The organism is Neobacillus cucumis, from assembly GCF_016908975.1.
GTDB lineage: Bacteria > Bacillota > Bacilli > Bacillales > Cytobacillaceae > Neobacillus > Neobacillus cucumis.
Genome location: NZ_JAFBEX010000014.1, coordinates 144044 through 166843, shown reverse-complemented (window position 1 = coordinate 166843; position 22800 = coordinate 144044). Strand labels below are relative to the sequence as shown.

The window sequence follows — 22800 nt, the reverse complement described above, 5'->3', positions numbered from 1 at the left end:
TCACACCCGTTCCCATACCGAACACGGAAGTTAAGCTTCTCAGCGCCGATGGTAGTTGGGACCTTGTCCCTGTGAGAGTAGGACGTTGCCAGGCTAAGCCCCTTTTTGGGGCTATTATTTTGCAGAAATTCAAATAAGGCCCCTTGGTCAAGCGGTTAAGACACCGCCCTTTCACGGCGGTAACACGGGTTCGAATCCCGTAGGGGTCACCAAAGTTTTTTCAATAGCGAAAATAACTTACATTTACTGGAGGATTAGCTCAGCTGGGAGAGCATCTGCCTTACAAGCAGAGGGTCGGCGGTTCGATCCCGTCATCCTCCATCTTAATAACGGATGTGACGAAGTGGATACACTTCGGACTATGGTTCAGACAATCGTGAAAACTATATAATCGGGCACATATTTATTTTAAAAAGACTGGGCGATGAACTTGCTAGCCCATTTATACATATATCTGCGCCTTTAGCTCAGCTGGATAGAGCATACGCCTTCTAAGCGTACGGTCAGAGGTTCGAATCCTCTAAGGCGCGTTAAACTAAGGGAAACACATGGACCTCAAAAGTCTGTGTGTTTTTTTATTGGGAATCAAGGGGACGGTTCTCGTGCTTCGGAAGCATGAGAACCGTCCCTTGATTTTTAATCATACGATTTAACAGACGGTGCAATGTAATGGTGAAAGTGGTCGATTAGGGCATCTGGGTTTTCTTCTACTAAGATCATTGAGCGGAATTTTTCTTGTAGGAATTTTTGTTCAATCATATGATCAAATAAGCTAATCAGCGGCTCATAATAATGTTCAATGTTAAGCAGTCCGCATGGTTTTTGATGTAAGCCGATTTGACCCCAGGTGAATACTTCAAAAAACTCTTCTAATGTTCCGGTTCCTCCAGGTAAGACGATAAATCCATCCGCTAATTCGGCCATTTTTGCTTTTCGTTCGTGCATGCTGTCGACGGTATACAATTCTGTTAATCCTTTATGAGAAATCTCTCGTTCCACAAGTACGGAAGGAATAACACCAATGACTTGTCCACCATGCGATAATACTGTATCTGCGACGGTACCCATTAAGCCATTGCTAGAACCACCGTAAACTAAAGTAATGTTCCTTTTTGCTAACTCTATACCTAATTGAATGGCGCCTAGTTTATAAGCTTCCGATGCTCCGAGGCTGGAACCACAATAAACCGCTAATCGTTTCATGAATATGCCTCCCTTTTCTATCTATTTTATGTATGTCTCTGAAAAAATAGAAGCACGAGAACCGTCCCCGTGCTTCCACTTGGAATCATGAGAACCGTCCCCATGATTCACCATATTTCATATTGTTTATAGGAATGATGCACCGACAATAATTAGAAGAATAAACAATACGACAATTAATACGAATGTGCTGCCGCCATAGCCATAACCACCGTAGCCGTAGCCGCCATAGCCCCAACCGCCGTAGAACCAGCCCATTATTTTCACCACTCATTCATTTGGATATTTTGTTTACACTTTATTATATTGTTTGCCACTGTTTTGGCTTGGACAAATATCATTATGAGGACAAAAATAGGAATTTGACTAAAAACAAGAACGCCTGTTTTTAGCAAGCGTTCTTGAAAAGGAGGATTGAAAATGTTCTGGTGATTGTTATGGTGTAGTATAGCATATGTAACAAAATAAAAGAGGAATGGACAAGTGCTGAGTGAAATCAAAAAAATTTTTGATGTTAATTTAAATAACTGCATAATCTAAAGTGCAGTCGGCCGATCCCTATTAAAGAAACATACACTCAACCCAAATTGAATCGTCTGAATTAAAAAAAGCCCTTAAAGGGCTTTTTTTGTACATAATTAGAAACAGATTACAGCTCCAACGATTATTAACAAGATGAATAATACAACGATTAAAGCAAAACCGCCATATCCACAACCGCCATATCCAAAACCGCCACAGCCGCAGCCACCAAAACCACCGTAACCGTAACCACCGAAACCACCATAACCAAACATTATAAAATCCTCCCTTATAGTCATATTCACTATACTTTATGTTCAAAACGTAAAAATGGAAGGGCTCTTTTCCTAATTTTAAATAGGACAGTACACTAGCCTAGGTGGAATCATGGGGACGGTTCTTCTGCTTCCTTTGGAAGCAAGAGAACCGTCCCCATGATTCCTTCTAAAGTACTATTGCAAGCGTTTTTATGTCATGCTACGATTGATTTAATTTATGAAATAGGAATGTTACCTAACGGGCATAACCTAAACAAATGCATTTTTTTGCATTTGTTTAGGTTATTTTTTTTTCTATTTTATAAAATAAAGAAAAAGAAGGGGTCGGAAGGATGAAAAAGAGTTCATTTTTAGTATGTATTATGTTGTTATGCAGTGTGTTTTTTGCAGCAGGTTTTTCGAATCAAAATCAGGGTGGGGACATTCAGGAAAAAAATAATAAAAGTACTGAAGCCAATCAAAAGAAGCAGTCTTCTAAAGCGAGAACGGTCATTACGACCGACGGTGAAGTGGATGATATGAACTCGATGATTCGGGCCCTTTTGTATTCAAATGAAATGGATATCAAGGGAATTGTCTTGACGAGCTCTGTGTACCATTTTGCGGGTGATAAAGATAAAGGTATCGGACCGTATAGATGGACAGGCACTGGCTGGTTAACAAATATGTTGAATGCCTATGGTGAAGCCTATCCTAATTTAACCAAGCAGGCGAAAGGATTTCCTACACCTGATTACCTTCGCAGCGTAACGAAGATTGGGAATATTTCCGCTCCTGGTGAGATGGAAAAAGTAACGGAAGGATCAGAATTTTTAAAGAATCTATTTTTAGATAATGATAATTCTGATTTATATGTCCAGACATGGGGAGGCACCAATACGACTGCCAGGGCATTAAAATCAATCCAAGAAAAATATGAAAATACCCCGCAATGGGCAGATATTAAGAAAAGAGTCAGTGCTAAATTGATTCTTTATATAATTCTAGATCAGGATAGCAGCTATAAATCGTATATTGCGAAGAACTGGCCGGATATCCGAATTATCAATGATCAATCCAATTTCTGGCATTTCGCGTATGCGTGGAAGTACCATACGGACGCAGTTAACAGTAAGCTGCAGGGTGCATGGAATTATGAAAATATCCAACATGGCCATGGCACTTTGATGGATTTATATGCCTTAATGGGCGACGGTAAAATAATTCCAGGGGAATTGCCGGAGGAACAACGCGGAAGTGCGGATTATTTGAAGAACAATCCGCAATACAACAAATATGATTTCATATCTGAAGGGGATTCGCCATCATTCCTATATTTAATTGACAATGGATTAAGAAGTTTGGAAAATCCATCTTATGGTGGATGGGGCGGCTGCTTTGGCGCGGTAAATAATAAATTGTACCAAAATACCGTTCTTGATTATGATATTTATACCAACCGGTATGAAGCGGAATATTCCCTAATGCGCTTTTTTGACGATATCCAAGATGATTTTGCCGCTCGGGCAGATTGGGTCACAGCAACCAAGTATAAAGATGCAAACCATAATCCAACCCTTACAGTAAAAGAAGGGTTAGACTTAAAGGTTAAAAAGGGACAAACCATAACCCTTCATGCAAAAGGGAAAGATCCCGATGGAGACAAGTTGACCTATCGTTGGTGGAGATACTTTGAAGCCGATACTTACCAGGATTGGAAGGGACCACAGGAAGAGACAACGAAAGAAATGGCCGGAACCTTGCAGCTTGGGCTTCACCGCGATTTGGCAGAGGGTGAAATCACCGACAGCATTCCGTTGAAAGGCCGTAACACAGATACCGTTACCTTTACCGTTCCAAAAGATGCGAAATCAGGAGATACGATTCACATTGTTGCGGAAGTACAAGATAACGGAGCACACAATTTAAAACATTACCAACGGGTTATTTTAACAGTGAAATAAAAAGAGTCATGGGGACGGTTCTTATGCTTCCTTTGGAAGCATGAGAACCGTCCCTTTGCTTCCTTAGTGATAATGGAGTAGAATGATATATTATTTTAAAGGTAAAGGTGTCTATATGTTACATGAATTTACGGTACAAATGTCGCTTCAACAAGTGGACGAGGTTACAGAAAAATTAATTTCTTACGGCTATTACAATTTATATTATGATCAGCCCATTGAACAATTTAGAGAAGAAAATGGTTACGGATTTCTTGAGCTAATGGATTCCAATATCGATTTGAAAATCTTCCTAGAAGACATTGAGTCTTTTGATATGGAAAAAACAAAAGAAGAGATCTCAGCTATTTTGGCGGTTCCTAAGGATACAGTTGTGTATCAGTTGATAGAGACGGAGGAGTGGCAGCAGCCCTTCCCTGTGATTGATCTGCAAAATGGCTGGTTCCTTAAACCCACCTCAAACGAAGAGGAAGTTGAAGGAAAGATGATTCATTTTGAACCGCCAAGTGCGTTTGGTTCAGGCTTACATGTGACTGATTGCCTTCGGATTATCTTGAGGGAGGATATGAGTGGGAAAAGGGTACTGGATATTGGTACGGGGGCTGGATTGTTAAGTGTTGCAGCAGCTATTGTTGGAGCTCGAGATGTGCTGGCAGTTGATATGGAGGACGTTGAGTCAGAAGTACTCTATAATGCCAGGCTGAATAAGGTCGAAAATTACATTACTGTCCTCCAGGGTGATGTTGTGAAGTCTACCTTTGAAGTACAAGGGTTGTTTGATTGGATTTTGGTGAATATCGTTACGAATGAAATCAAGCAGTTAGCCTCTTTCCTCGACACCCATTTGACCCCAAATGGCATGCTCCTACTATCAGGCATGGTCGACTGGAACCACCAAGAAACACTAGCATTATTCCAAGAAAAAGGCTACAAAACCATCCAACTCGTCCAAACAGAAGAATGGGTAACAGCATTAGTGACTAAAGAGAAATAAAGTGGGAGCATGGGGACGGTTCTCGTGCTTCCAAGAAGTAATGGTGGGTTCACGGGGACGGTTCTTCTGCTTCCAAAGGAAGCAGAAGAACCGTCCCCGTGATTTTTTACCCCTTAATAATTTTCTGTGCTGAGTCTATCCCATTTTGGATGCAGTCGGGAATGCCGACTCCGTAATAGGAACAACCTGCGAGGATGATCCCTGGATAGGTGTCAGCCATGATGTTTTCTAACGCCTGAACACTTTTCGGATGGGTAATTAAATAATTGGGCATCTGGTCGGTCCATTTAGTGATCTCACTGGCAACCGGCTCGGCGTTAATTCCAAGACCTTTTTTTATATCACCAAGCGCAACCTCCAGCAGTTCTTCTTGATCCATCTCCTTTAACGAAACAAAAGCAGGATGGCTGCTTTTATAAAAGAGCCGGACCAGCAGGTTTCCGGATTTAGAGGTATGCTCCCATTTCCGGCTTGTCCACGTACAGGCGTTGCATGTCAATTCATCGGTCTTGGCCGTGATAAACCCTGTTCCATCTGCAGGAAGAACGCTGTCCGGCACATCGAAGCCGATATAGACACTAATCAGTGAACTGTTTTTTAATCCTGAGAATTCTTTTTTAAGGTCCGAGTCATTAAGTAAGTCTTCTGCAGCGGTATTCGGAATACTAAGGATAACATAATCCGCTTCGATGACTTCCTCATTATGTAACATCACTATATAACGGCTGTTTTCTTTTTCGATTTTGTTGACTTTTGTATTTTTAAAAATTTCCACGTCATCCAGTTTTGCCTCAAGCGCGTCAATCAATGACCCTATGCCATTTTGAAAAGAAAGGAACTTCCTTTCCCCGCCTTTAAATTTCTGTTTATTGGCTTCGAGCCCTTTGATGATGCTTCCATGTTCTTTTTTATAATCAATCAAATATGGAAGGGTTGAAGAAATCGTTAATTCATTTAAGTTTCCGGAATAGACGCCGGAAAGGACAGGGGCAATTTGTTTTTCAACCAATTCCTTCCCAAGAAATTGTTCAAGGAAGGCACCGATGGAATCGTTTTTGGTGAAGGTCTCATTTTGGGTATAAAAATCTTTCAGTGCCGCCACTTTTCCTTCTGCTGATACGAGCGTGCTCTTCGCCAGGGATTCAATGCTTGCCGGAATTCCAAAAACCGAATCCGCAGGAATCAGCTTTAATTTACCATCGGTGTAAATAAACGAACGGCCTGTTGCATTGTAGACCACGTCTTTTTCCATGCCGAGTTCTTCTAGCAAAGACATGGTCTCCATTTTACGGGAAACAATCGAATCTGCGCCTGCTTCGATCACAAACCCCTGTTGTTTCACGGTTCGGATTTTCCCGCCAAGCTGATGGGACGCTTCGATGAGAACCAGCCTGATCTCTTCGTTATTTGTTTTTTTCCATTTTTGTAATTCATACATGGCTGATAACCCCGTTATTCCGCCACCAATCACTACGACTGTTTTCACAATTGACACCTCTTATAAATTCAATACTTCGTCTTTTCAAGTGTACCATACTTCAGCAGCAGTCATGCGTGATGTCGATTATCGGTGATCATTGAAAAATTGTTCAAAAAATATTCATGGCAACACATGGAAATATTTTGTTAAGATAGAATCAAAGGTTGCATGGGGACGGTTCTCCTGCTTCCGAAGGAATCAGGAGAACCGTCCCCAAAATTTCCTCCCTTCCCCCCCATTCTCCTTTAAGGTAAGCCTATCTCATTTTTTCACAGGTAAAGAAAATCTAAATTTGTTAGTGGTGATAAGTATGTCTCGAGGTGCTCGTGTAAAGAGTCACAGTGGTATTTATCATGTTATGTGGAGAGGAGTGAACAGACAAGAAATATTTCATGATGATGAAGATCGATTAACATTTCTCTCTATTGTTGAGAAATATAAACTGAAGTCAGAATTAAGCATGTATGCATGGTGCTTGATGGGGAATCATGTCCATCTGCTTGTGAAAGAAGGAAATGAACCGCTATCTACCACCATGAAACGAATCGGTGTGAGTTTTGTCTATTATTATAACCACAAGTATCAAACTACTGGACACCTTTTTCAAGACCGATTTCGAACTGAGAATGTAGAAAATGTTCGGTCTTTATTAACCGTCGTCCGGTATATTCATCAAAATCCTGTAAAGGCTGGAATGGTAGGAAGAGTGGATGAGTGGAGATGGAGCAGTTGCCTTGGATATTACGGTAAACAACAGTATCCCAAAAAGTTACTGGATCGCCGGTACATACTCGACTTGTTTTCAGATGTTGAAACAGTGGCGAAGGGACGATTTATCGAATTCAATGAGCAAAATAACAACGATGAGTGCCTAGATGATCGGGTGAGTCCTAAAGGAAGATTAACAGACGATGAGGCAAGACTCGAGATTAAAGCCTTACTTGGCGTAATCGAGATTGCGCAGGTAAAGAGTTTACCTAGGGAACAAAGGAACGAGTTATTACAAGAAATTAAAAAAATCAAAGGCCTTTCACAACGGCAGGCAGCCAGAATTCTAGGAATACCTTATAGTTTAGTTTTTAAAGCAAGGAATCGCGGGGACGGTTCTTATGCTTCCGAATCACGAGAACCGTCCCCATGATTCCCCGTCATTCACCCATGCTTCCCTTGTTTCCACGAATATACATCCAACATATAGACATAATAATTCTAGGAATATGTCAAGGGAGGGAAAATGTGGTTTGGAACAGCGGGATAGAACGGAAAATCGAGTACCTATTGGACTGACTTGTACGGAAATTGGTGGGCTTTGGAGTATTTATTCACAAGAAAGTATGTCTATTTGTTTTCTTACATACTTTCTTCATCACTTAAAAGATGAGGAAATTATTCCATTAGCAAAAGAGGCATTACACATTTCACAAGGTCGATTAGCAAAAATAAAAAACTTCTTCCTTGCTGAAAATTTTCCTATACCTGCTGCTTTTTCAGATGCTGATGTAAATTTGGCTGCACCACGGTTGTTTAATGATGATTTTTCTCTAAGTTACCTATATATGGCTAATCGGTTGGCCATGATTAATTTAAGTTATATGGCTTCAAACAATGTCCGACTTGATGTACTTGATTTTTTTACCGAGTGTATTCATACAACTACCGAAATGTTTGGAAAATCAGTTAAGATGTCGTTGTCAAAAGGTCTTTATGACCGTCCTCCTAAAATGAATTATCCAAAAGAAATTGAATTTGTTCAGAAGCAATCCTTTCTTTCGGGAATAATCGGCACTAGGCGTCCATTGAATGCCATTGAATTATCAGAAATATTTTTTAATATTGAACGAAATTATTTTTCCGTTCTAATTATGCTTGCATTTGCTCAAGTAGTAAAAGACAAGAAACTGAGGGAACATATTATTAAGGGAAAGGCGATTAGTGAAAAACAAATTTCTTTTTTCAATGATTTACTAATGAAAGAAGACCTTCTCGGCATTGTTACGGTAAATATGGAAGTAACGGATTCCACTATTTCGCCTTTTTCCGAAAAGCTTATCTTTTCCATGATTAATTTACTAAATAGTGTAGATATCGACTTAATTTCGCACTCGATGGCAATATCGATGAGAACGGACTTAATATCGCAATATAGTAAAATTATTGCAGAGGTCATGTTGTACGGAAAAGACACTTTTGATATTTCGGTTGAAAGGAAATGGTTAGAACAGCCGCCGCTCGTTACTGACCGGAAGAGTTTGTTACAATCGGAGTAAACTATACACGGGGACGGTTCTCCTGATTCCATTAGAATCAGGAGAACCGTCCCCGTGCTTCTTTATGTCCTCACGTCTATACGACCATTTGAATACTCTGGTTAGTGAGATTGTCGTATGGAGGGAATAGATGATGAATAAAAGACAATGGGTTTGGAGCATTGTTTTATGTGCCATTTTGGTTTTTCCATTGCTTCTTGTATTCTTTCACCTTAATAATACTCAAGTTCAGCATGATTCACCGAAAGTTGCCCAAGAGGTTTCAGCTAAACCAGTTACAAATTCCTCAAAAAAGCCGTCCACAAGTAAGATACCAGCTTCAGAAGAGAAGCCATCAACAAGCGGAAAACCAGCCGCAAATAATAAACCAGCCACAAACGAAAAGCCCACTTATGTATGGGGAGTCGATACCGCTTCTAGTGTTGACCAAGCATTTCTACAGTGCGTGAAAAACAACTATGGAGCACCAAGTGTGTTAGGGAGATACTTGGAGTCAAAAGGGGATGTATCGGTGGGGTTAACCAAGGAAGAAATCGATCTTCTTCATAAGCAAGGGATTAAGATCTTACCAATCTTTAATCATTTTACAAATGCCGTCGGTTACGATAAAGGGGTGGCCGAGGCCAAAGAGGCGATTGCCTACGCTCAAAAAATAGGAATCGCTAAGGGAGTTGCCATCTTTGCAGATATTGAACCAGGTTATCCAGTTGATGAAGCGTTCATTAGAGGATGGGTCGATACGTTAGCGAACTCACCATATAAGCCGGGGATTTATGGTGTTTTCACTTCAAGAAGTAAAATATCCGCAGCCTACCTTTCCGCTGTTTCCAAAAGTAAAATCGTACAAGAGCAAACCATCATCTGGAGCAGTAATCCAGATCCAGGTGTCTCGACCAAAAATAAATCACCGGGCTTCAAGCCTGGCGCACCAAAAAATATCCATGTATCCATTTGGCAATATGGCATTGATGGAGGGACTTGTAATATTGACACCAATCTTATTGAGTCAACCTCATTAAATCATTTATGGTGAATCACGGGGACGGTTCTCATGATTCCATTAATGGAATCAGAAGAACCGTCCCCATGATCTTAAAATGGTAAAATGGTGAATATGGATGGAGGGGGTTTTTATTAGAAATTTAAACGGGGTGGATTGTGCGACGAAGCTTAATTTTTCGTTAGCCAGGGATCTTAAATCTGAGGGTATTCAATATGTTGGACGCTATTTGGGGAATAGCTGGAAGTCTATGGACAAGTTGGAAGCAGATGCGATCATATCTGCTGGGTTACATATCGTCAGTATCTGGGAAACCAATCCGACAAACGTAAAATACTTTACAAAGGTCCAAGGGATTTTAGATGGAAAGGAAGCATCTTCCTACGCTAAGACCATTGCGCAGACTAATGGAAGTGCTATTTACTTTGCTGTTGATTATGATGCGGGGTCAGCTGACATGGCATCGATTTTAAGCTATTTTTCGGGTGTTCGAGACGGAATCGACAAAAGCTTTCGAGTAGGCGTTTATGGCTCCTATTCTGTCCTCCATAAACTCTATCAAAATCAAGCAGTCGACTTTTATTGGCAGACTACTTCCTGGTCCCGGGGCCATGTCGCTGATTTTATTCATATTCTTCAATATCAGCATAATACAACCCTATCAGGTATCCTCGTCGATTATAATGAGTTCTCCAGTCGTGCAGGATCGTGGAGCAGAAATACTGCCTCCATTGGAGGTTCTTCCACCACATCTTACACGGTCCAAGCAGGTGATACACTAGGGAAAATTGCTGCGAGATTTGGAACCACTGTTGCTGAATTGGTGAAATTAAATCATATCGATAATCCAAACCTAATTTATGCAGGTCAAATTTTGCAGCTTTCCAGTCCTTCCTTTTACACGATTAAATCAGGAGATACGTTATCTCGAATCGCATTAGCGTTTGGAACAACGGTCACCCAACTGCAAGCTTGGAATGGTATTCAGGATCCAAATTTGATCATGGCAGGTCAAAAAATACGGGTCAAGCAAACGTAATTTCTAGACCAAAATGAAAAGGCGAAGGTTTATAGTCATAACCCTCGCCTTTTCATTTTGGGGTGAATCATCGGGAAAGATGCGGAAGATGGAGATTCGAGCGAAGATCCTATTATTTTCCGGGAAATTGTCATAATTCCTGAAAAAAACAACCTAGTATTCGACATCATTGGTTAATGAAAAAACACAAGTGTTACGTGCATTTTGGAGGTTTTAAACAAATGTTTAATTTGTATCACCTATAGGGAATTTTGTCGTTTGGACAAGAAAAACGAACCCATTTTATCCGATAAAATGGGCTATTTCGTTATTCACTTGATCGCGCTCTTCCCAGAATAGTCCGTGGCCTCCGTTTTGAAAAGGGACAAGTTTGGAATTCTTGATTCCTTGTCTTTGGGCTTCTGCCAAAGGAAAGTGGCAAACTTGGTCATGAACACCATGAAGAATGAGGGTCGGCACGTTTATTTTTCCAAGATCGTGAAATAGCTGTTCTTCGTATAACCAGGTGTTTGCGATGGCTGCAGTGGACCAGCTGGCGGCTTGTTGGCCTAGTTGAAAAAACCAATCAGAGAACGCTTGGGTTACATGTTGAAAGAAAAACATGTCTCCAAATCCTCGCAGCATATTCGGTCTGTCATTAAGAGTGCCTTTAATAATATTTAGTACTTCTTCTTTTTTTAGACCGTAGGGGAAATAGGGTCGTTGAATGACACTTGGAGCTGCCGCGGAAAGCAATACGAGCTTGGAAACCCCAAACCCACCGTGTCGAGCCATATATCTGATGGCAATGGCGCCGCCAGTGGAGTGGCCTGCTAGTGTGAGGTTTTGTAAATGCAGTGTATCGATCACTGCCCTCAGATCGTCCGCGATACGGTCGTAGTCATACCCACCCCAAGGTTTATCGGATTTTCCAAATCCACGCTGGTCCCAGCCGATGCATCGAAACCCCATTTGCGCCAGCCGGTTAAACTGGTATTCAAACATCTGGTGGTTGGCGGGCCAGCCATGAAGAAACAAGATGGCCTTGCTGCTCCCAGGATTGATGTCCTCTACATAAAGGGATATGTTTGCTTCCACTTGAAGATAGTAGCCCATATAGTTCCTCCATTAGGTGAGTATTCTTTTTAGACTATATTCTTCATGCTTAAATAATTGAACTAAAAAACACTTCCATAGTATTTTATCCAATCTAAAGGTTAAGAGGGATTGGCTTATTTTTTTAAAACTTTTTTTCATTTTCAGGAAACATTCAGGTTACCTTCATGCTCAATTCAGGTTAGCGATGCATAATACAGACATGAACCAAAACAAATCAGATATAATCTGAAAGGAGCCCTACAAAATGGAAAAAAAGAAATTTACCTCTTGGGGAGTGAGCTTTGCCAGCCTTGCTCTTGTCGCTGGAATGATGTCATACATGGGTTTTACCAAAAAAGATACGTCAAGTACTACCAATACGGTGGCTCAAACGCCAACTACAACCCAAAGTTCAACTACACAGTCATCACAAAGCAGCACGTCCCAAGATTCATCAATCACTTACGAGGTCCCAAGCCAATCTACTGATAGCAGCAGCACGACAGATCCAACTAGCACGACTGACACAAGTGGAACTCAATCGTCAACAGATTCATCTGCTTCACAAGACAGCTCGTTTCAAAGTCATGGAGGCTTTGATACTACTACTGGAGGAACCTGATCATGCATCAATATAAATTTAACTCTATGAGTACATTGGTCCAAATATCTATCAATCAAGAACTGTTTGCCAATGACCTAATGCCGGTTTACAAAATTTTCTCAAACGTGGAAAATACATGCAGCCGATTTAAAGAAGAAAGTGAACTATCGAGGTTAAATCAACAAATAGCAGAGGAAGTGGAAGTATCAGATTTATTTTTTCAAATTTTAAAAGACGCCCTACGATTTTATGAGGAAACTAATGGCGTCTTTAACCCAGGGATTTTGGAGGCAATCGAGCATAGCGGCTATACCAAATCGATTGAGTATATCAAAGGGAGAGAATTAGCCGTTCCTTCCCCGACTGCCCCCGTGTTTACGAAAATGCGCCCTTATCAATTAGATGAAGACAAACAGACTGTTGTCTTACATACAAAAATTGATTTAGGAGGAATCGCCAAAGGCTGGGTCATTGACCGCGCAGCGGACATTTTAGCAAAAAATGGATTTGGTTTTATCAATGTCGGCGGTGATATTCGGATTTTCGGAAGGCTGCCGCGCCCACTGAATATCGGGATTGAGGATCCATATGATCCATCAAATATGCTTTCCTCGATCCAAGTTTCGGAGGGAGCCGTTGCTACGTCTACTTCGATGAAAAGAAGGTGGAAGGTGAATGGCAGCCATAAGCATCACTTGATTGATGCGACAACAGGCGAACCATCGGCTAGTAAAATTATCTCAGCGACGGTAACGGCCCCGACGGCGACCGAAGCCGATGTTCTTGCGAAAGTCATTCTTTTATTAGGAGAAGAGCGCGGGAAAGCATTACTTTCGGTCAAGAAGAATCATGCTGTTATAATTAATGAAACGAAAGAAATATGGAGGGGCGAATAATATGGAGACATTAGAATGGTACGCAATTCGAGCCACAGGGCTTGTGGCCTATGCTTTATTATATTTTGCAGTATTATCTGGATTGTATTCGGCGGTTCAGAAGAAACGGAAAAAGAAAGTAAACAACATCCTTCATTTTCATGAGGCCGTCTCTGATTGGGCTTTATATATGACTCTCGGGCACTTAGGGGTTTTACTGATTGATTCGTACTTCACCTTTAAATGGTCTGATATCCTGATTCCGTTTAGCGGCAGCTATGAAACGATTTCAATGGGAATAGGGTCCATTGCCACCTATTTCTTAATTATGACGATTATCACATCCAAGTTACGAAAAAAAATTGGTTATCAGAAGTGGAGAAAGCTGCATGCTTTGAATCCAATTCTTTATATTATGGTTACGTTACACGGGTTAATGAGTGGTTCGGACTTCCCTGGAACGGTTTTAGCGGCGGTTAATATCTTACCTATGTTTGTGTTTGGCGGGTTGCTATTTTCGAATAAACAAAAGGTAGCTGAATCCCATTGAAAATAAACGATTGAAAAAAGCTACTTCTATCATAAAACGAAGCAGCTTTTTTCATTTTTTTTAAAAAGAATTTCTTATAACAAGTTGTGTAGGAAGGCGGTATTCTTTAAAGCGATTGGACGGCTTATTGAGTTTCTTTAACAGTACTTCTGCCGCTTTGGCGCCAAGTTCATAGGCTGATTGATTGATGACTGACAATGGTGGATTTGAAAGAGCCCCCCAATCATAATTGTCAAAACCGATGATAGCTAGTTCCTCGGGAACCTTAATCCCTTTGTCCTGAATATAGCCTATGGAACCCATTGCAATCGCATTAGAGGCGACAAATAAAGCGGTAATATCAAACTGTTCATATAATTTTCTTGTCATTTCGTAGCCACTTTCAAAGCTAGACTCGCCAATTAAAATGAGATTCTCATCCAAAGGAAGCCCATGATCAGTCATGGCTTGACGGTAACCTTCGAGACGTTCTTGTGCTGGTGATAGATTTAGAAGTCCCGAGAGAATTCCGATTTTCCGGTGCCCTTTATCAATCAGCATTTTGACGGCATCATAGCAGCCTTGAAAACCATTATTCAACACAAAGTCTCCTTTTATCCCCTCTGGTTTTCTGTCGATAAATACCACGGGGCAATCTTCGTTTACTAAATTCGCAATAAACTCATGATTACCAGCAGTTGGAGCGATAATCAGCCCGTCGACTTGCCGAGATTTAAAATATTTAATCTGTTCCTTCTCATAATCAAGAGACTCATTTGTATTTGCTAACATAATATGGTAACCGCTTTCCCTGAATACATGTTCAATCCCTCGAGCTACCCTCATGAAAAAAATGTTATTGGTTTCATCCTCTAAGATTGGAATAAGTAGTCCAATTGTTTTCGTTTTTTGGCTTCGAAGACTTTGGGCGGCGGGATTAGGAATATATTTTAATTCTTCCATCGCCTTTAAGACACGAGTTCTTGTTTCTTCAGAGACAAATCGTGTCTCGTTAATGACATGTGATACCGTTGCGGTCGATACATTTGCAAGTTGAGCTACTTTTTTGATTGTTGTCATCGTCATTCCCCATTATTTTATATGATTTATTGTTACAGATAAATCTTTAAATTTCAATTAAATTGCAAAACGCTTACAAAATTTTAATTGACAGAAAATTTAACCTAGTTTTATAATGATTATACAGTTAAACGATTACGTAATCAATTACGTAATTGTTTAAATAAAAAATTCCATGGGGGGATTTATACATAAACTTAAAAATTTGTTTATAAACCCGAAACTATTTTCTTAACCGCTTGCCTTGAAAAAATTGATCATGGGGGTTTTAAAGATGACATTGAAAAAGAAGATTATGGGTTCTTTATTGGCTACTGTGACCGCTGCAACCCTAGCGCTAACTGGATGTTCCAATTCATCTAGTTCGTCCAGTTCCGGAGGAAAAGATCAAATTACACTTTATACCATTCAGTCGACCAATCCAAATTTCAAATCATGGCTGAGTTCGGCAGAAAAGGCAACAGGTCTTAAGATCAACGTTGTGGCGGAACCAACTGATTCCGATACACGCCAACAGAAAATTACCACCATGCTATCTACAAAAGACAGTTCAGCGGACATCATTGAGATCAATGATGAAATGGCTACTTCCTTTAAGAATTCCGGTTGGCTTGAACCACTTCAAAATAGCGTATTAAAGACAGATATTCGCGACCAATTTGCACAAGGCTATTTGAAAGATATGTTGACTTCAACCAAAGGTGACATCGTTGGTGTACCAAGTTATCAAGGCTATCTTGCCCTTTGGGTTGACCAAAAGAAACTTGACGCCGCAGGCATGAGGACAATTGAAACAAAGGATGATTTTATTAAGTTTGCCAAAGCTGCTACAAAAAATGGTGAGTTTGGATACGGCGGTTCTTGGGAAAAAACGTATGTATTTAATGAAATCGCCTCTTTTGTAAACCTTTTCGGCGGTGATTATTATGATTGGACGAATCCGAAGAGCAGAGAAGCGGTTAAGTTTATGTATGACATGGCCAATACTTGGAAGGTCACCCCTGTTGACCAAATCGCTGACAAATACGAGCAAATGAACCAAAAGTTTAATGATGGAAAATATGGAATGGTCTTCATGTGGGGAACTGGTGATGACTATAAAAAGGCAAACCGTTATGGCCAAGACCAAATTCATATCAACAACACACCACAATTTGAAAAGAGAACGATCTTTACGGATTCATGGAGCTATGTATTAAATTCTGCTTCTAAGAACAAACCTGCTGCTCAAAAATTCTTGAAGTATGTGGCAAGTAAGGATGGGGAATTACAAGGCTGGAAGGATTTTGCTCGATACCCTGCAAGAGCGGATGTAGCACAAGATTCTTCTGTTACTGGTGATGTAAAAGATATCTATTCTCAAATTCAAGCAACAAATGAAATTCACGGTCGTCCAATGTTACCACAGACAATGGAATTTATTACTGCCATGGGTTCACTCTTCCAGGATTATATCCAAAACAAAATTACGTTGGATGAATTCTGTAACAAAGCACAGGCAGCGGTTAAAGAATATAAATAATGGAACGAGAGGTAAGTGGTTACCTAGTGAGCTGCTTACTTCTCGCAAATGCCTTTTAAGAAAGGTGGATTATGAATGTATGCAAATAAAAGATACCTAACCATTGCATGGTTTCTTGTTATCCCTGCGCTATTAATCAGAGCTTTTACAACGGTTTATCCTATTGTTGAAACCTTCCGGATTAGTTTTTTTGATATTAAGATTTTAAGAGGAATTAATCAATTTGTTGGACTTCAAAATTATGTGAATATATTCCATGATCCAAAGGTAATCGAAGCGATCGGTTTCACGGCGATCTTTGTTATTGGTTCCATGATTGGGCACGTTGTTTTAGGGGTTATTCTGGCACTTATTCTAAACATGAAATTTGCAGGCCAAAAAATTCTGCGCACGATTGTCCTGCTTCCATGGGCACTTCCTATGGTTGTGGTTGCGATTGCATCCAAATGGGCAGTTAATAACGATTACGGTTTAATCAATGACTTTGTCCGCTGGTTCAATCCATCTTTTCATATGGATTGGTTAATCAATACGTTTACAGCCCGCACTGCTGTTATTGCAGTTGACTTGTGGAAGGACCTTCCATTTTTTGCGATTTTGGTTTTAGCCAGTCTTCAGTTTATTTCGTCCGATGTATATGAGGCTGCCAGCATTGACGGTGCAGGAAGTTTACGGTCCTTTTTCAAAATCACACTTCCGCTTATTTCAAGAAACATTTTTGTATTAAGTATCTTCTTTACCATGTGGAGAATCACTTCTTTCGATGTTGTCTATGCGATGACAGCTGGGGGACCAGGAAATAGTACCGATTTAATTGCCTATCGAATCACGACAGAGGCCTTTACAAACTTGAATACAGGTTATAGTGCTGCGATGGCTGTTACACTTTTCTTTGTCATGGCAATCCTAAGCGGTCTAAGTCTCTATGCATCGAAAAAAGTAGATTATTAAGGAGGGAAAGGGATATGGTTCCTGAAGGATATAAAAACCAATTAGGGGTTGAACGAGTGATTACAAGTCCGGTAAAAGACAAGGTGATAATGACAAGAAAATCTAAGACCCTATTATTTTCTGGGTTTAAATGGATCCTGGCACTCATTGTCGCCTTTATTATTTTGTTTCCTATTTGGTGGATCTTTGAATCATCGATTACTCCTGCTGGAGAGCTGTTCTCGAAACCGATTAAATATTTTCCAGAGCACCCAACACTAGCAAGCTATCAATATTTAATTGATAACGTTGGCTTGCTGCCAAAAATCAGAGATACCTTGATTATCGTTGGAGCGACACTAATCGTCAGCACGGTTGTTTCTATTATGGCTGCTTATGGTTTTGCTCGATTTAAGAGCAAAGGCCTGGCGCTTGCGGTTTCCGCTTTGCTGGGTTCGATGTTGATTCCAGATGTCGTAACGGCACGTCCGCTGTATGAATTTTTACAAAAGGTAGGATTGTACGACACCTATACGGGACTCATTATTGTTTATACAAGTGGGATTCTTCCTTTTACCATTCTTATTTTGCAGAATTTTCTAAAGGATATACCTTCAACCATTGAAGAAGCAGCTGCCATCGATGGGTGCGGATTTTTTCAAACGATGTTTTTTGTGATTCTGCCGCTATTGAGACCTGCGATTGCAACTGTATGTATTGTTAATTTCATTAGCTGCTTAAACAATTTCTTTACACCTTTGTTTTACTCAAACGGAATTTCCGTGTTGGCGACTGCCATCACCCAGTTACCTTTACGAGATAATATGTATTCCATTCCGTGGGATCTTGTCAGTGCAATGGGATTCTTAATTATCTTCCCAATCATTATTTTTGTAAGTATATTCCAGAGACAAATCATGGAAGGTATTATAGCTGGCGGTGTAAAAGGCTGATATATGAAGGGAGAATGAGAACATGAATTTTAATCCATTATTCGGAGGACTTTCGTCACTTCCATTAATCAACAATGGCAGAAGCCGGGCAGTAAATGCAGAGAACCCTCGCGGTGAAAAAGGAAAAGGCGGGATGGCATCAAGCCTATTAGGACCTTCCCGAAAAGGTTCTCCTTGTATTCGTGAAATTGAACCTGGAAGCACGGTAACACTTGCTGAAATCGATGGTCCTGGCGTGATTCAACATATTTGGATTACCGTTACCGATAAAACTGATAAAGATGTTTATGTTTTAAGAGATTTAGTTCTAAGAATGTATTGGGACGATGAAGAAGAACCTTCTGTGGAAAGCCCGCTTGGAGACTTTTTCTGTAATGGCTTTGGAAGAGGCTGTACGGTTAATTCTATGCCGATTGTTGTGAATCCAACCAGAGGTTTCAATAGCTATTTCCAAATGCCATTTAGAAAGAAAGCAAAGATTACAATTGAGAATCAGCATGCTGGAACGGTTCCAGCTTTCTTTTATCAAATTGATTATTGTTTATATGATGAACTGCCTGAAAATACAGCGTATTTCCATGCCCAATGGAATCGTCAAAAAATCACTAATAAACAGGAAGATTATGTAATTGTAGATAATATTAAAGGCGAAGGATTATATGTGGGAACGTATTTAGCCTTAACAACACTTGAGCGATACTGGTGGGGAGAAGGGGAAGTAAAAATGTATATCGATGGTGATGATGAATATCCAACCATCTGCGGTACAGGAACAGAAGACTATTTTGGCGGAGCGTGGAGTTTTGCGACTCAAAAAGACGGCAAAACGGTAGAGAATACATATTGCACGCCATTTTTGGGTTATCCATATTACTCTGCACATGATGAAGTCGTTCATAACTTCTATCATAATGATGATACCATGCCGCAAAGAGGCTTTTATCGTTGGCATGTTCTTGATCCAATTCGATTCGCTGAAGATCTGAAGGTGACCGTTCAACAGATCGGTGTCGAGAAAAATGGCTTGTTTGAAAGACAAGATGATGTGGCGTCTGTTGCTTATTGGTATCAAGCCGAACCGCATACCCCATTTAAGCCTTTAGCGAGTAAAGAAGATAGACGTCCAAGATAAGAAAACAACCCTGCCATATTGCAGGGTTTATTTTATACAGCGGGTCTGCGTATGTATCCTACATGGTCTGTCATAAATTATTTGAAAACTTGCCAAAATAGATAAATGATGGCTGAAAAGTGCCTTGTCCCATTGAGGGGAAGGCACTTTTTTTAGCATTGGTGATTCTAGAGTACGTTATTGAGGTGAAAAGACAAAATCTCTAATAGGGGTACATAAAGTGTCCTGCATCATAGTAGAGAGGAGTCCTACATGAGATAGTCTAAAATATAATTAATCTTTCCTCAACTAATAGCTGCCCACAGTTGCATAAAGGAAAAGCTCATAGATTTTTTCCTCGGCTTCTAAAAGATTTGTAATCCGTTTGTCTGTCAGGATATGCCGATTATAAGGCTTGTCCATTAAGAGAATCGGGAGACCGAAGTTTTGCATTAATTCAAAGGTTTCGGGTTTATCGTCGATTAGTAAATCAAAGCGAATCCGATATTTTTGCTTGCCAAAAAAAAGATTGCTTTGCGGGATCATCGGCAGGTGCTCCGCCACCCAAGCCCGTTTGTCATCACATGGATTCGAACGCTGATATTCTCCTGGGGGAAGGTATGGTTCATCCCCGGCCATGTTATCACTATGTGCATGACCAGATGGTGGATCGCTGATAATAATAATATCAAAGCCACGGTCGGTCAGCCTTTGCATCACTTCAGCTACGTATGGCGCTGGTTCTATGTATCGAAATAAACCTGGTCGTTTAAAAAAGTCATAAACCTTTGGTCCGATATGAGGAGGGACGATTTTCGTCAAATCCCATTCGGTAATATCCTCCATCGTTAGCGATAAACCAAAAGCATCGTTCAAAATTTCCGCATAGCGTTGATTAAAAAGATTGCAAACATCATCAAGATCGAAAGCAATCGTTGCCATATAATCCGTATCAAAAACCTCATTTTGCTGCCGTAAAAATGATTCATTCAACATCTTCATCGCTAAATCCCCTTTAAAGTCACTCAATTTCCAATTATACCCGCCAACATTCGACCAAGCAACGCTGGAATCATGGGGACGGTTCTACTGCTTCCGAAGCAGTAGAACTGTCCCCATGATTCTTTTTCTTCAAATTTCGACAAGAAAACGTTGACATTGTTTTTTACGGTGCTATAATGAAAGCGTAAACAAAATTAATAATTCTTCTTAGGATTGTTACTGGTCCGGCAGGCAAAACCTAAATTACTTAAAGTATGAGAATGCTATTTTCTTATATTTTGGGTAGTTTAGGTTTTTTGTGTTTTTGGGACCGGATACGGACACAACTATAAATACTCGGTTAATTAATTTGGAGGTGTTTTTGATGAGTAAAAAGGACTACACAGGATTAACAAGAAACATTCTCGAGTTAGTCGGTGGTAGAGATAATATCAAAAGTGTTTTCCACTGTGTAACAAGACTTCGTTTTAAATTAAAGGACGAGAAAATTGCCAAAACGGAAGAAATCAAAAACTTAGAGGGTGTTGTGACCGTTATGCAAAGCGGTGGACAATATCAGGTGGTTATTGGAAACCATGTACCTGATGTTTATGCGACATTCTTAGAAGTTGCGAATATGAGTACTGCTACATCTAACAATGATTCAGGCAACGATCAAAAGGTTGGGTTGGGTGCCAGATTCATTGATATGATTTCGGGAGTATTTACTCCAATTTTGGGAGTTTTAGCGGCAACTGGTATGATTAAAGGTTTTGCTGCCCTCATCCTTGCTTTAGGCTGGGTGTCAGCCTCATCAGGAACGTATAACTTACTGAATATCGCTGGTGATGGTTTATTTACCTTCTTACCTATTTTCTTAGGTTACACTGCTATGAAAAAATTTGGTGGAACTCCATTCTTGGGTATGGCCATTGCGGCTGCGTTAGTGCATCCAACATTGTCAACGTTTACAGCAGGAAAGCCACTATATACATTGTTTAGCGGTAGTTTGTTTGAATCTCAAATTCATTTAACCTTTTTAGGAATTCCTGTTATCTTAATGGGTTACACATCAAGTGTTATTCCGATTGTCGTAGCAGCTTTTGTTGCTGCAAAAGTAGAAAAAGGTTTCAAAAAAGTGATTCCAGATGTAGTAAAAACTTTCGTTGTTCCGTTTTTAACCATCATTGTAATGGTACCGTTAACATTCTTAGTAATTGGACCTCTATCCACTTGGGCAGGTAGCTTGCTAGGCGCTGCAACGGTTTGGATCTATCATTTAAGCCCTATCGTAGCGGGTTTAATCTTAGGTGGATTCTGGCAAGTATTCGTTATCTTTGGACTTCACTGGGGACTTGTTCCAATTGCAATGAACAACTTATCGACATTACATTACGATCCAGTATTAGCAACAACCGTTATGGTATGTTTCGCCCAAACCGGTGCTGTTTTAGCGGTTATGATAAAGACCAAAAACAAAGGATTGAAATCACTAAGTGTTCCAGCTTTCATTTCAGGTATTTTCGGTGTTACAGAACCAGCTATTTACGGTGTAACGTTACCACTTAAAAAACCATTTATTATGAGCTGTATTGGTGGTGCAGTCAGCGGTGGTATTATTGGTGCTACTGCAGGTAAATTATGGATGTTTGGTGGAATGGGTATTTTCGTTATACCAACCTTTATCAAACCTGGTTCATCACTAGATATGTCTGTCTATGGAGCCATCATCGCATTAGTTGCAGGTTTCGTCGTAGCATTTATTTTAACTTATATATTCGGTTTTAAGGATCCTGCAAATAAAGAAAAAGCAACAACCGAAACAAAGACAGCAAAAGTATTTGATAAAAAACGCACACAAGAGGTTGTAAGTCCGTTAAAAGGAAAAGTAATTCCATTAAATCAAGTAGAAGATGCAGCATTTTCAAGTGAAGTCATGGGTAAAGGGGTTGCGATTGAGCCAACAGAAGGGAAAGTCGTTTCGCCTGTAAATGGAGTAGTGACTACGCTTTTCAACACGAAACATGCGATTGGGGTTACATCGGACAATGGTGTGGAAGTTCTCATTCATGTTGGAATGGATACAGTGCAATTAGAAGGTGAACCTTTCACCGCACATGTCCAACAAGGTGATACTGTTAAAGCAGGAGATTTACTCGTGGAATTCGACATCGCCAAAATCAGAGCAGCAGGCTTGCCTGTGACTACACCAGTCATCATCACCAATACCGATGATTACGCAGAAATCAAACCAACAGCAAAAGAATCCATCCAACAAAAAGAAACACTCTTGACCGTTATTGGTTAGGAAGCATGGGGACGGTTCTACTGATTCGGAATCACGAGAACCGTCCCCGTGATTCACTATAATTCACAAAAGTGCCTTACCCGGTTGGGGTAAAGGCACTTTTT

The 22800-nt window shown here is 40.3% G+C and carries 21 protein-coding genes, 3 tRNA genes and 1 rRNA gene; 18 read left to right on the top strand and 7 right to left on the bottom strand.

The window, feature by feature from the left end; all coding sequences use genetic code 11:
• The 4 genes from rrf to JOC76_RS19345 all read left to right on the top strand — a co-directional run.
• Window positions 1-94 (top strand): 5S ribosomal RNA (gene rrf / locus JOC76_RS19360); the annotation flags it as partial.
• Window positions 95-137: 43 nt separating this feature from the next.
• Window positions 138-212, top strand: a tRNA-Glu gene (locus JOC76_RS19355).
• A gap of 36 nt (window positions 213-248) precedes the next feature.
• Window positions 249-321: transfer RNA gene (locus JOC76_RS19350), tRNA-Val, on the top strand.
• Window positions 322-456: 135 nt separating this feature from the next.
• A tRNA-Arg gene (locus JOC76_RS19345) sits at window positions 457-530 on the top strand.
• A gap of 106 nt (window positions 531-636) precedes the next feature.
• On the opposite strand, the gene JOC76_RS19340 is transcribed toward JOC76_RS19345, so the two are convergent.
• The 3 genes from JOC76_RS19340 to JOC76_RS19330 form a co-directional block, all read right to left on the bottom strand.
• Window positions 637-1203, bottom strand: a complete 567-nt coding sequence (locus JOC76_RS19340; protein WP_205180410.1) for an LOG family protein — start codon at window positions 1201-1203, stop codon at window positions 637-639.
• 126 nt (window positions 1204-1329) lie between these two features.
• Window positions 1330-1461 carry a YjcZ family sporulation protein gene (locus JOC76_RS19335; protein ID WP_205180409.1) on the bottom strand — a complete coding sequence of 44 codons (132 nt, stop codon included), beginning with the start codon at window positions 1459-1461 and terminating at the stop codon, window positions 1330-1332.
• Window positions 1462-1841: 380 nt separating this feature from the next.
• On the bottom strand, window positions 1842-2000 hold the full coding sequence (locus JOC76_RS19330; RefSeq protein WP_239557822.1) for a YjcZ family sporulation protein: 159 nt from the start codon (window positions 1998-2000) through the stop codon (window positions 1842-1844).
• A 335-nt stretch (window positions 2001-2335) separates the two neighbouring features.
• Between JOC76_RS19330 and JOC76_RS19325 the strand changes: the two genes are divergently transcribed.
• A complete protein-coding gene (locus JOC76_RS19325; RefSeq protein WP_205180400.1) occupies window positions 2336-3946 on the top strand; it encodes a DUF1593 domain-containing protein in 1611 nt (536 codons plus the stop codon).
• 115 nt (window positions 3947-4061) lie between these two features.
• Window positions 4062-4940: a 50S ribosomal protein L11 methyltransferase gene (locus tag JOC76_RS19320; protein WP_205180398.1), complete on the top strand. Its 879-nt coding sequence runs from the start codon at window positions 4062-4064 to the stop codon at window positions 4938-4940.
• 106 nt (window positions 4941-5046) lie between these two features.
• On the opposite strand, the gene hemG is transcribed toward JOC76_RS19320, so the two are convergent.
• Entirely contained in the window at window positions 5047-6426 is a 1380-nt protein-coding gene (gene hemG, locus JOC76_RS19315; RefSeq protein WP_205180396.1) for a protoporphyrinogen oxidase, read from the bottom strand.
• A 304-nt stretch (window positions 6427-6730) separates the two neighbouring features.
• Here hemG and JOC76_RS19310 point away from each other — a divergent pair, with 304 nt between their 5' ends.
• From JOC76_RS19310 to JOC76_RS19295, 4 genes are all read left to right on the top strand, one after another.
• The gene (locus JOC76_RS19310; RefSeq protein WP_205180388.1) at window positions 6731-7561 is read left to right on the top strand and encodes an REP-associated tyrosine transposase; all 831 of its coding nucleotides are present in this window, start codon (window positions 6731-6733) and stop codon (window positions 7559-7561) included.
• A 100-nt stretch (window positions 7562-7661) separates the two neighbouring features.
• Complete coding sequence (locus JOC76_RS19305; RefSeq protein ID WP_239557821.1) at window positions 7662-8687, top strand: DUF3231 family protein; 1026 nt, start codon at window positions 7662-7664, stop codon at window positions 8685-8687.
• Between the two features lie 133 nt (window positions 8688-8820).
• On the top strand, window positions 8821-9720 hold the full coding sequence (locus tag JOC76_RS19300; RefSeq protein WP_205180383.1) for a glycoside hydrolase domain-containing protein: 900 nt from the start codon (window positions 8821-8823) through the stop codon (window positions 9718-9720).
• A 118-nt stretch (window positions 9721-9838) separates the two neighbouring features.
• Window positions 9839-10726: a LysM peptidoglycan-binding domain-containing protein gene (locus JOC76_RS19295; RefSeq protein WP_205180382.1), complete on the top strand. Its 888-nt coding sequence runs from the start codon at window positions 9839-9841 to the stop codon at window positions 10724-10726.
• A 282-nt stretch (window positions 10727-11008) separates the two neighbouring features.
• On the opposite strand, the gene JOC76_RS19290 is transcribed toward JOC76_RS19295, so the two are convergent.
• A complete protein-coding gene (locus JOC76_RS19290; RefSeq protein WP_205180377.1) occupies window positions 11009-11821 on the bottom strand; it encodes an alpha/beta fold hydrolase in 813 nt (270 codons plus the stop codon).
• A 247-nt stretch (window positions 11822-12068) separates the two neighbouring features.
• Here JOC76_RS19290 and JOC76_RS19285 point away from each other — a divergent pair, with 247 nt between their 5' ends.
• The 3 genes from JOC76_RS19285 to JOC76_RS19275 are packed head-to-tail and all read left to right on the top strand — an operon-like array spanning window position 12069 to window position 13832.
• Window positions 12069-12425 (top strand): hypothetical protein, encoded by a 357-nt coding sequence (locus JOC76_RS19285; protein ID WP_205180376.1) that lies wholly within the window; start codon window positions 12069-12071, stop codon window positions 12423-12425.
• A 2-nt stretch (window positions 12426-12427) separates the two neighbouring features.
• On the top strand, window positions 12428-13303 hold the full coding sequence (locus JOC76_RS19280; protein WP_205180375.1) for an FAD:protein FMN transferase: 876 nt from the start codon (window positions 12428-12430) through the stop codon (window positions 13301-13303).
• A 1-nt stretch (window position 13304) separates the two neighbouring features.
• Window positions 13305-13832, top strand: coding sequence for a ferric reductase-like transmembrane domain-containing protein (locus tag JOC76_RS19275; RefSeq protein WP_205180373.1), 528 nt, complete (start codon window positions 13305-13307; stop codon window positions 13830-13832).
• Between the two features lie 60 nt (window positions 13833-13892).
• On the opposite strand, the gene JOC76_RS19270 is transcribed toward JOC76_RS19275, so the two are convergent.
• Window positions 13893-14891 (bottom strand): LacI family DNA-binding transcriptional regulator, encoded by a 999-nt coding sequence (locus JOC76_RS19270; RefSeq protein WP_205180365.1) that lies wholly within the window; start codon window positions 14889-14891, stop codon window positions 13893-13895.
• Between the two features lie 274 nt (window positions 14892-15165).
• Between JOC76_RS19270 and JOC76_RS19265 the strand changes: the two genes are divergently transcribed.
• From JOC76_RS19265 to JOC76_RS19250, 4 genes are all read left to right on the top strand, one after another.
• Complete coding sequence (locus JOC76_RS19265) at window positions 15166-16413, top strand: sugar ABC transporter substrate-binding protein (protein ID WP_205180363.1); 1248 nt, start codon at window positions 15166-15168, stop codon at window positions 16411-16413.
• A 75-nt stretch (window positions 16414-16488) separates the two neighbouring features.
• Window positions 16489-17364, top strand: a complete 876-nt coding sequence (locus tag JOC76_RS19260) for a carbohydrate ABC transporter permease (RefSeq protein WP_205180354.1) — start codon at window positions 16489-16491, stop codon at window positions 17362-17364.
• Window positions 17365-17378: 14 nt separating this feature from the next.
• Window positions 17379-18296 carry a carbohydrate ABC transporter permease gene (locus JOC76_RS19255; RefSeq protein WP_205180351.1) on the top strand — a complete coding sequence of 306 codons (918 nt, stop codon included), beginning with the start codon at window positions 17379-17381 and terminating at the stop codon, window positions 18294-18296.
• A 22-nt stretch (window positions 18297-18318) separates the two neighbouring features.
• Entirely contained in the window at window positions 18319-19428 is a 1110-nt protein-coding gene (locus JOC76_RS19250; protein WP_205180349.1) for a glycoside hydrolase family 172 protein, read from the top strand.
• A 288-nt stretch (window positions 19429-19716) separates the two neighbouring features.
• On the opposite strand, the gene JOC76_RS19245 is transcribed toward JOC76_RS19250, so the two are convergent.
• Window positions 19717-20409 (bottom strand): 5' nucleotidase, NT5C type, encoded by a 693-nt coding sequence (locus tag JOC76_RS19245; RefSeq protein ID WP_205180347.1) that lies wholly within the window; start codon window positions 20407-20409, stop codon window positions 19717-19719.
• A gap of 364 nt (window positions 20410-20773) precedes the next feature.
• On the opposite strand from JOC76_RS19245, the gene JOC76_RS19240 reads away from it, so the two are divergent.
• Window positions 20774-22696 (top strand): beta-glucoside-specific PTS transporter subunit IIABC, encoded by a 1923-nt coding sequence (locus JOC76_RS19240; protein WP_205180345.1) that lies wholly within the window; start codon window positions 20774-20776, stop codon window positions 22694-22696.
• Window positions 22697-22800 lie beyond the last annotated feature (104 nt).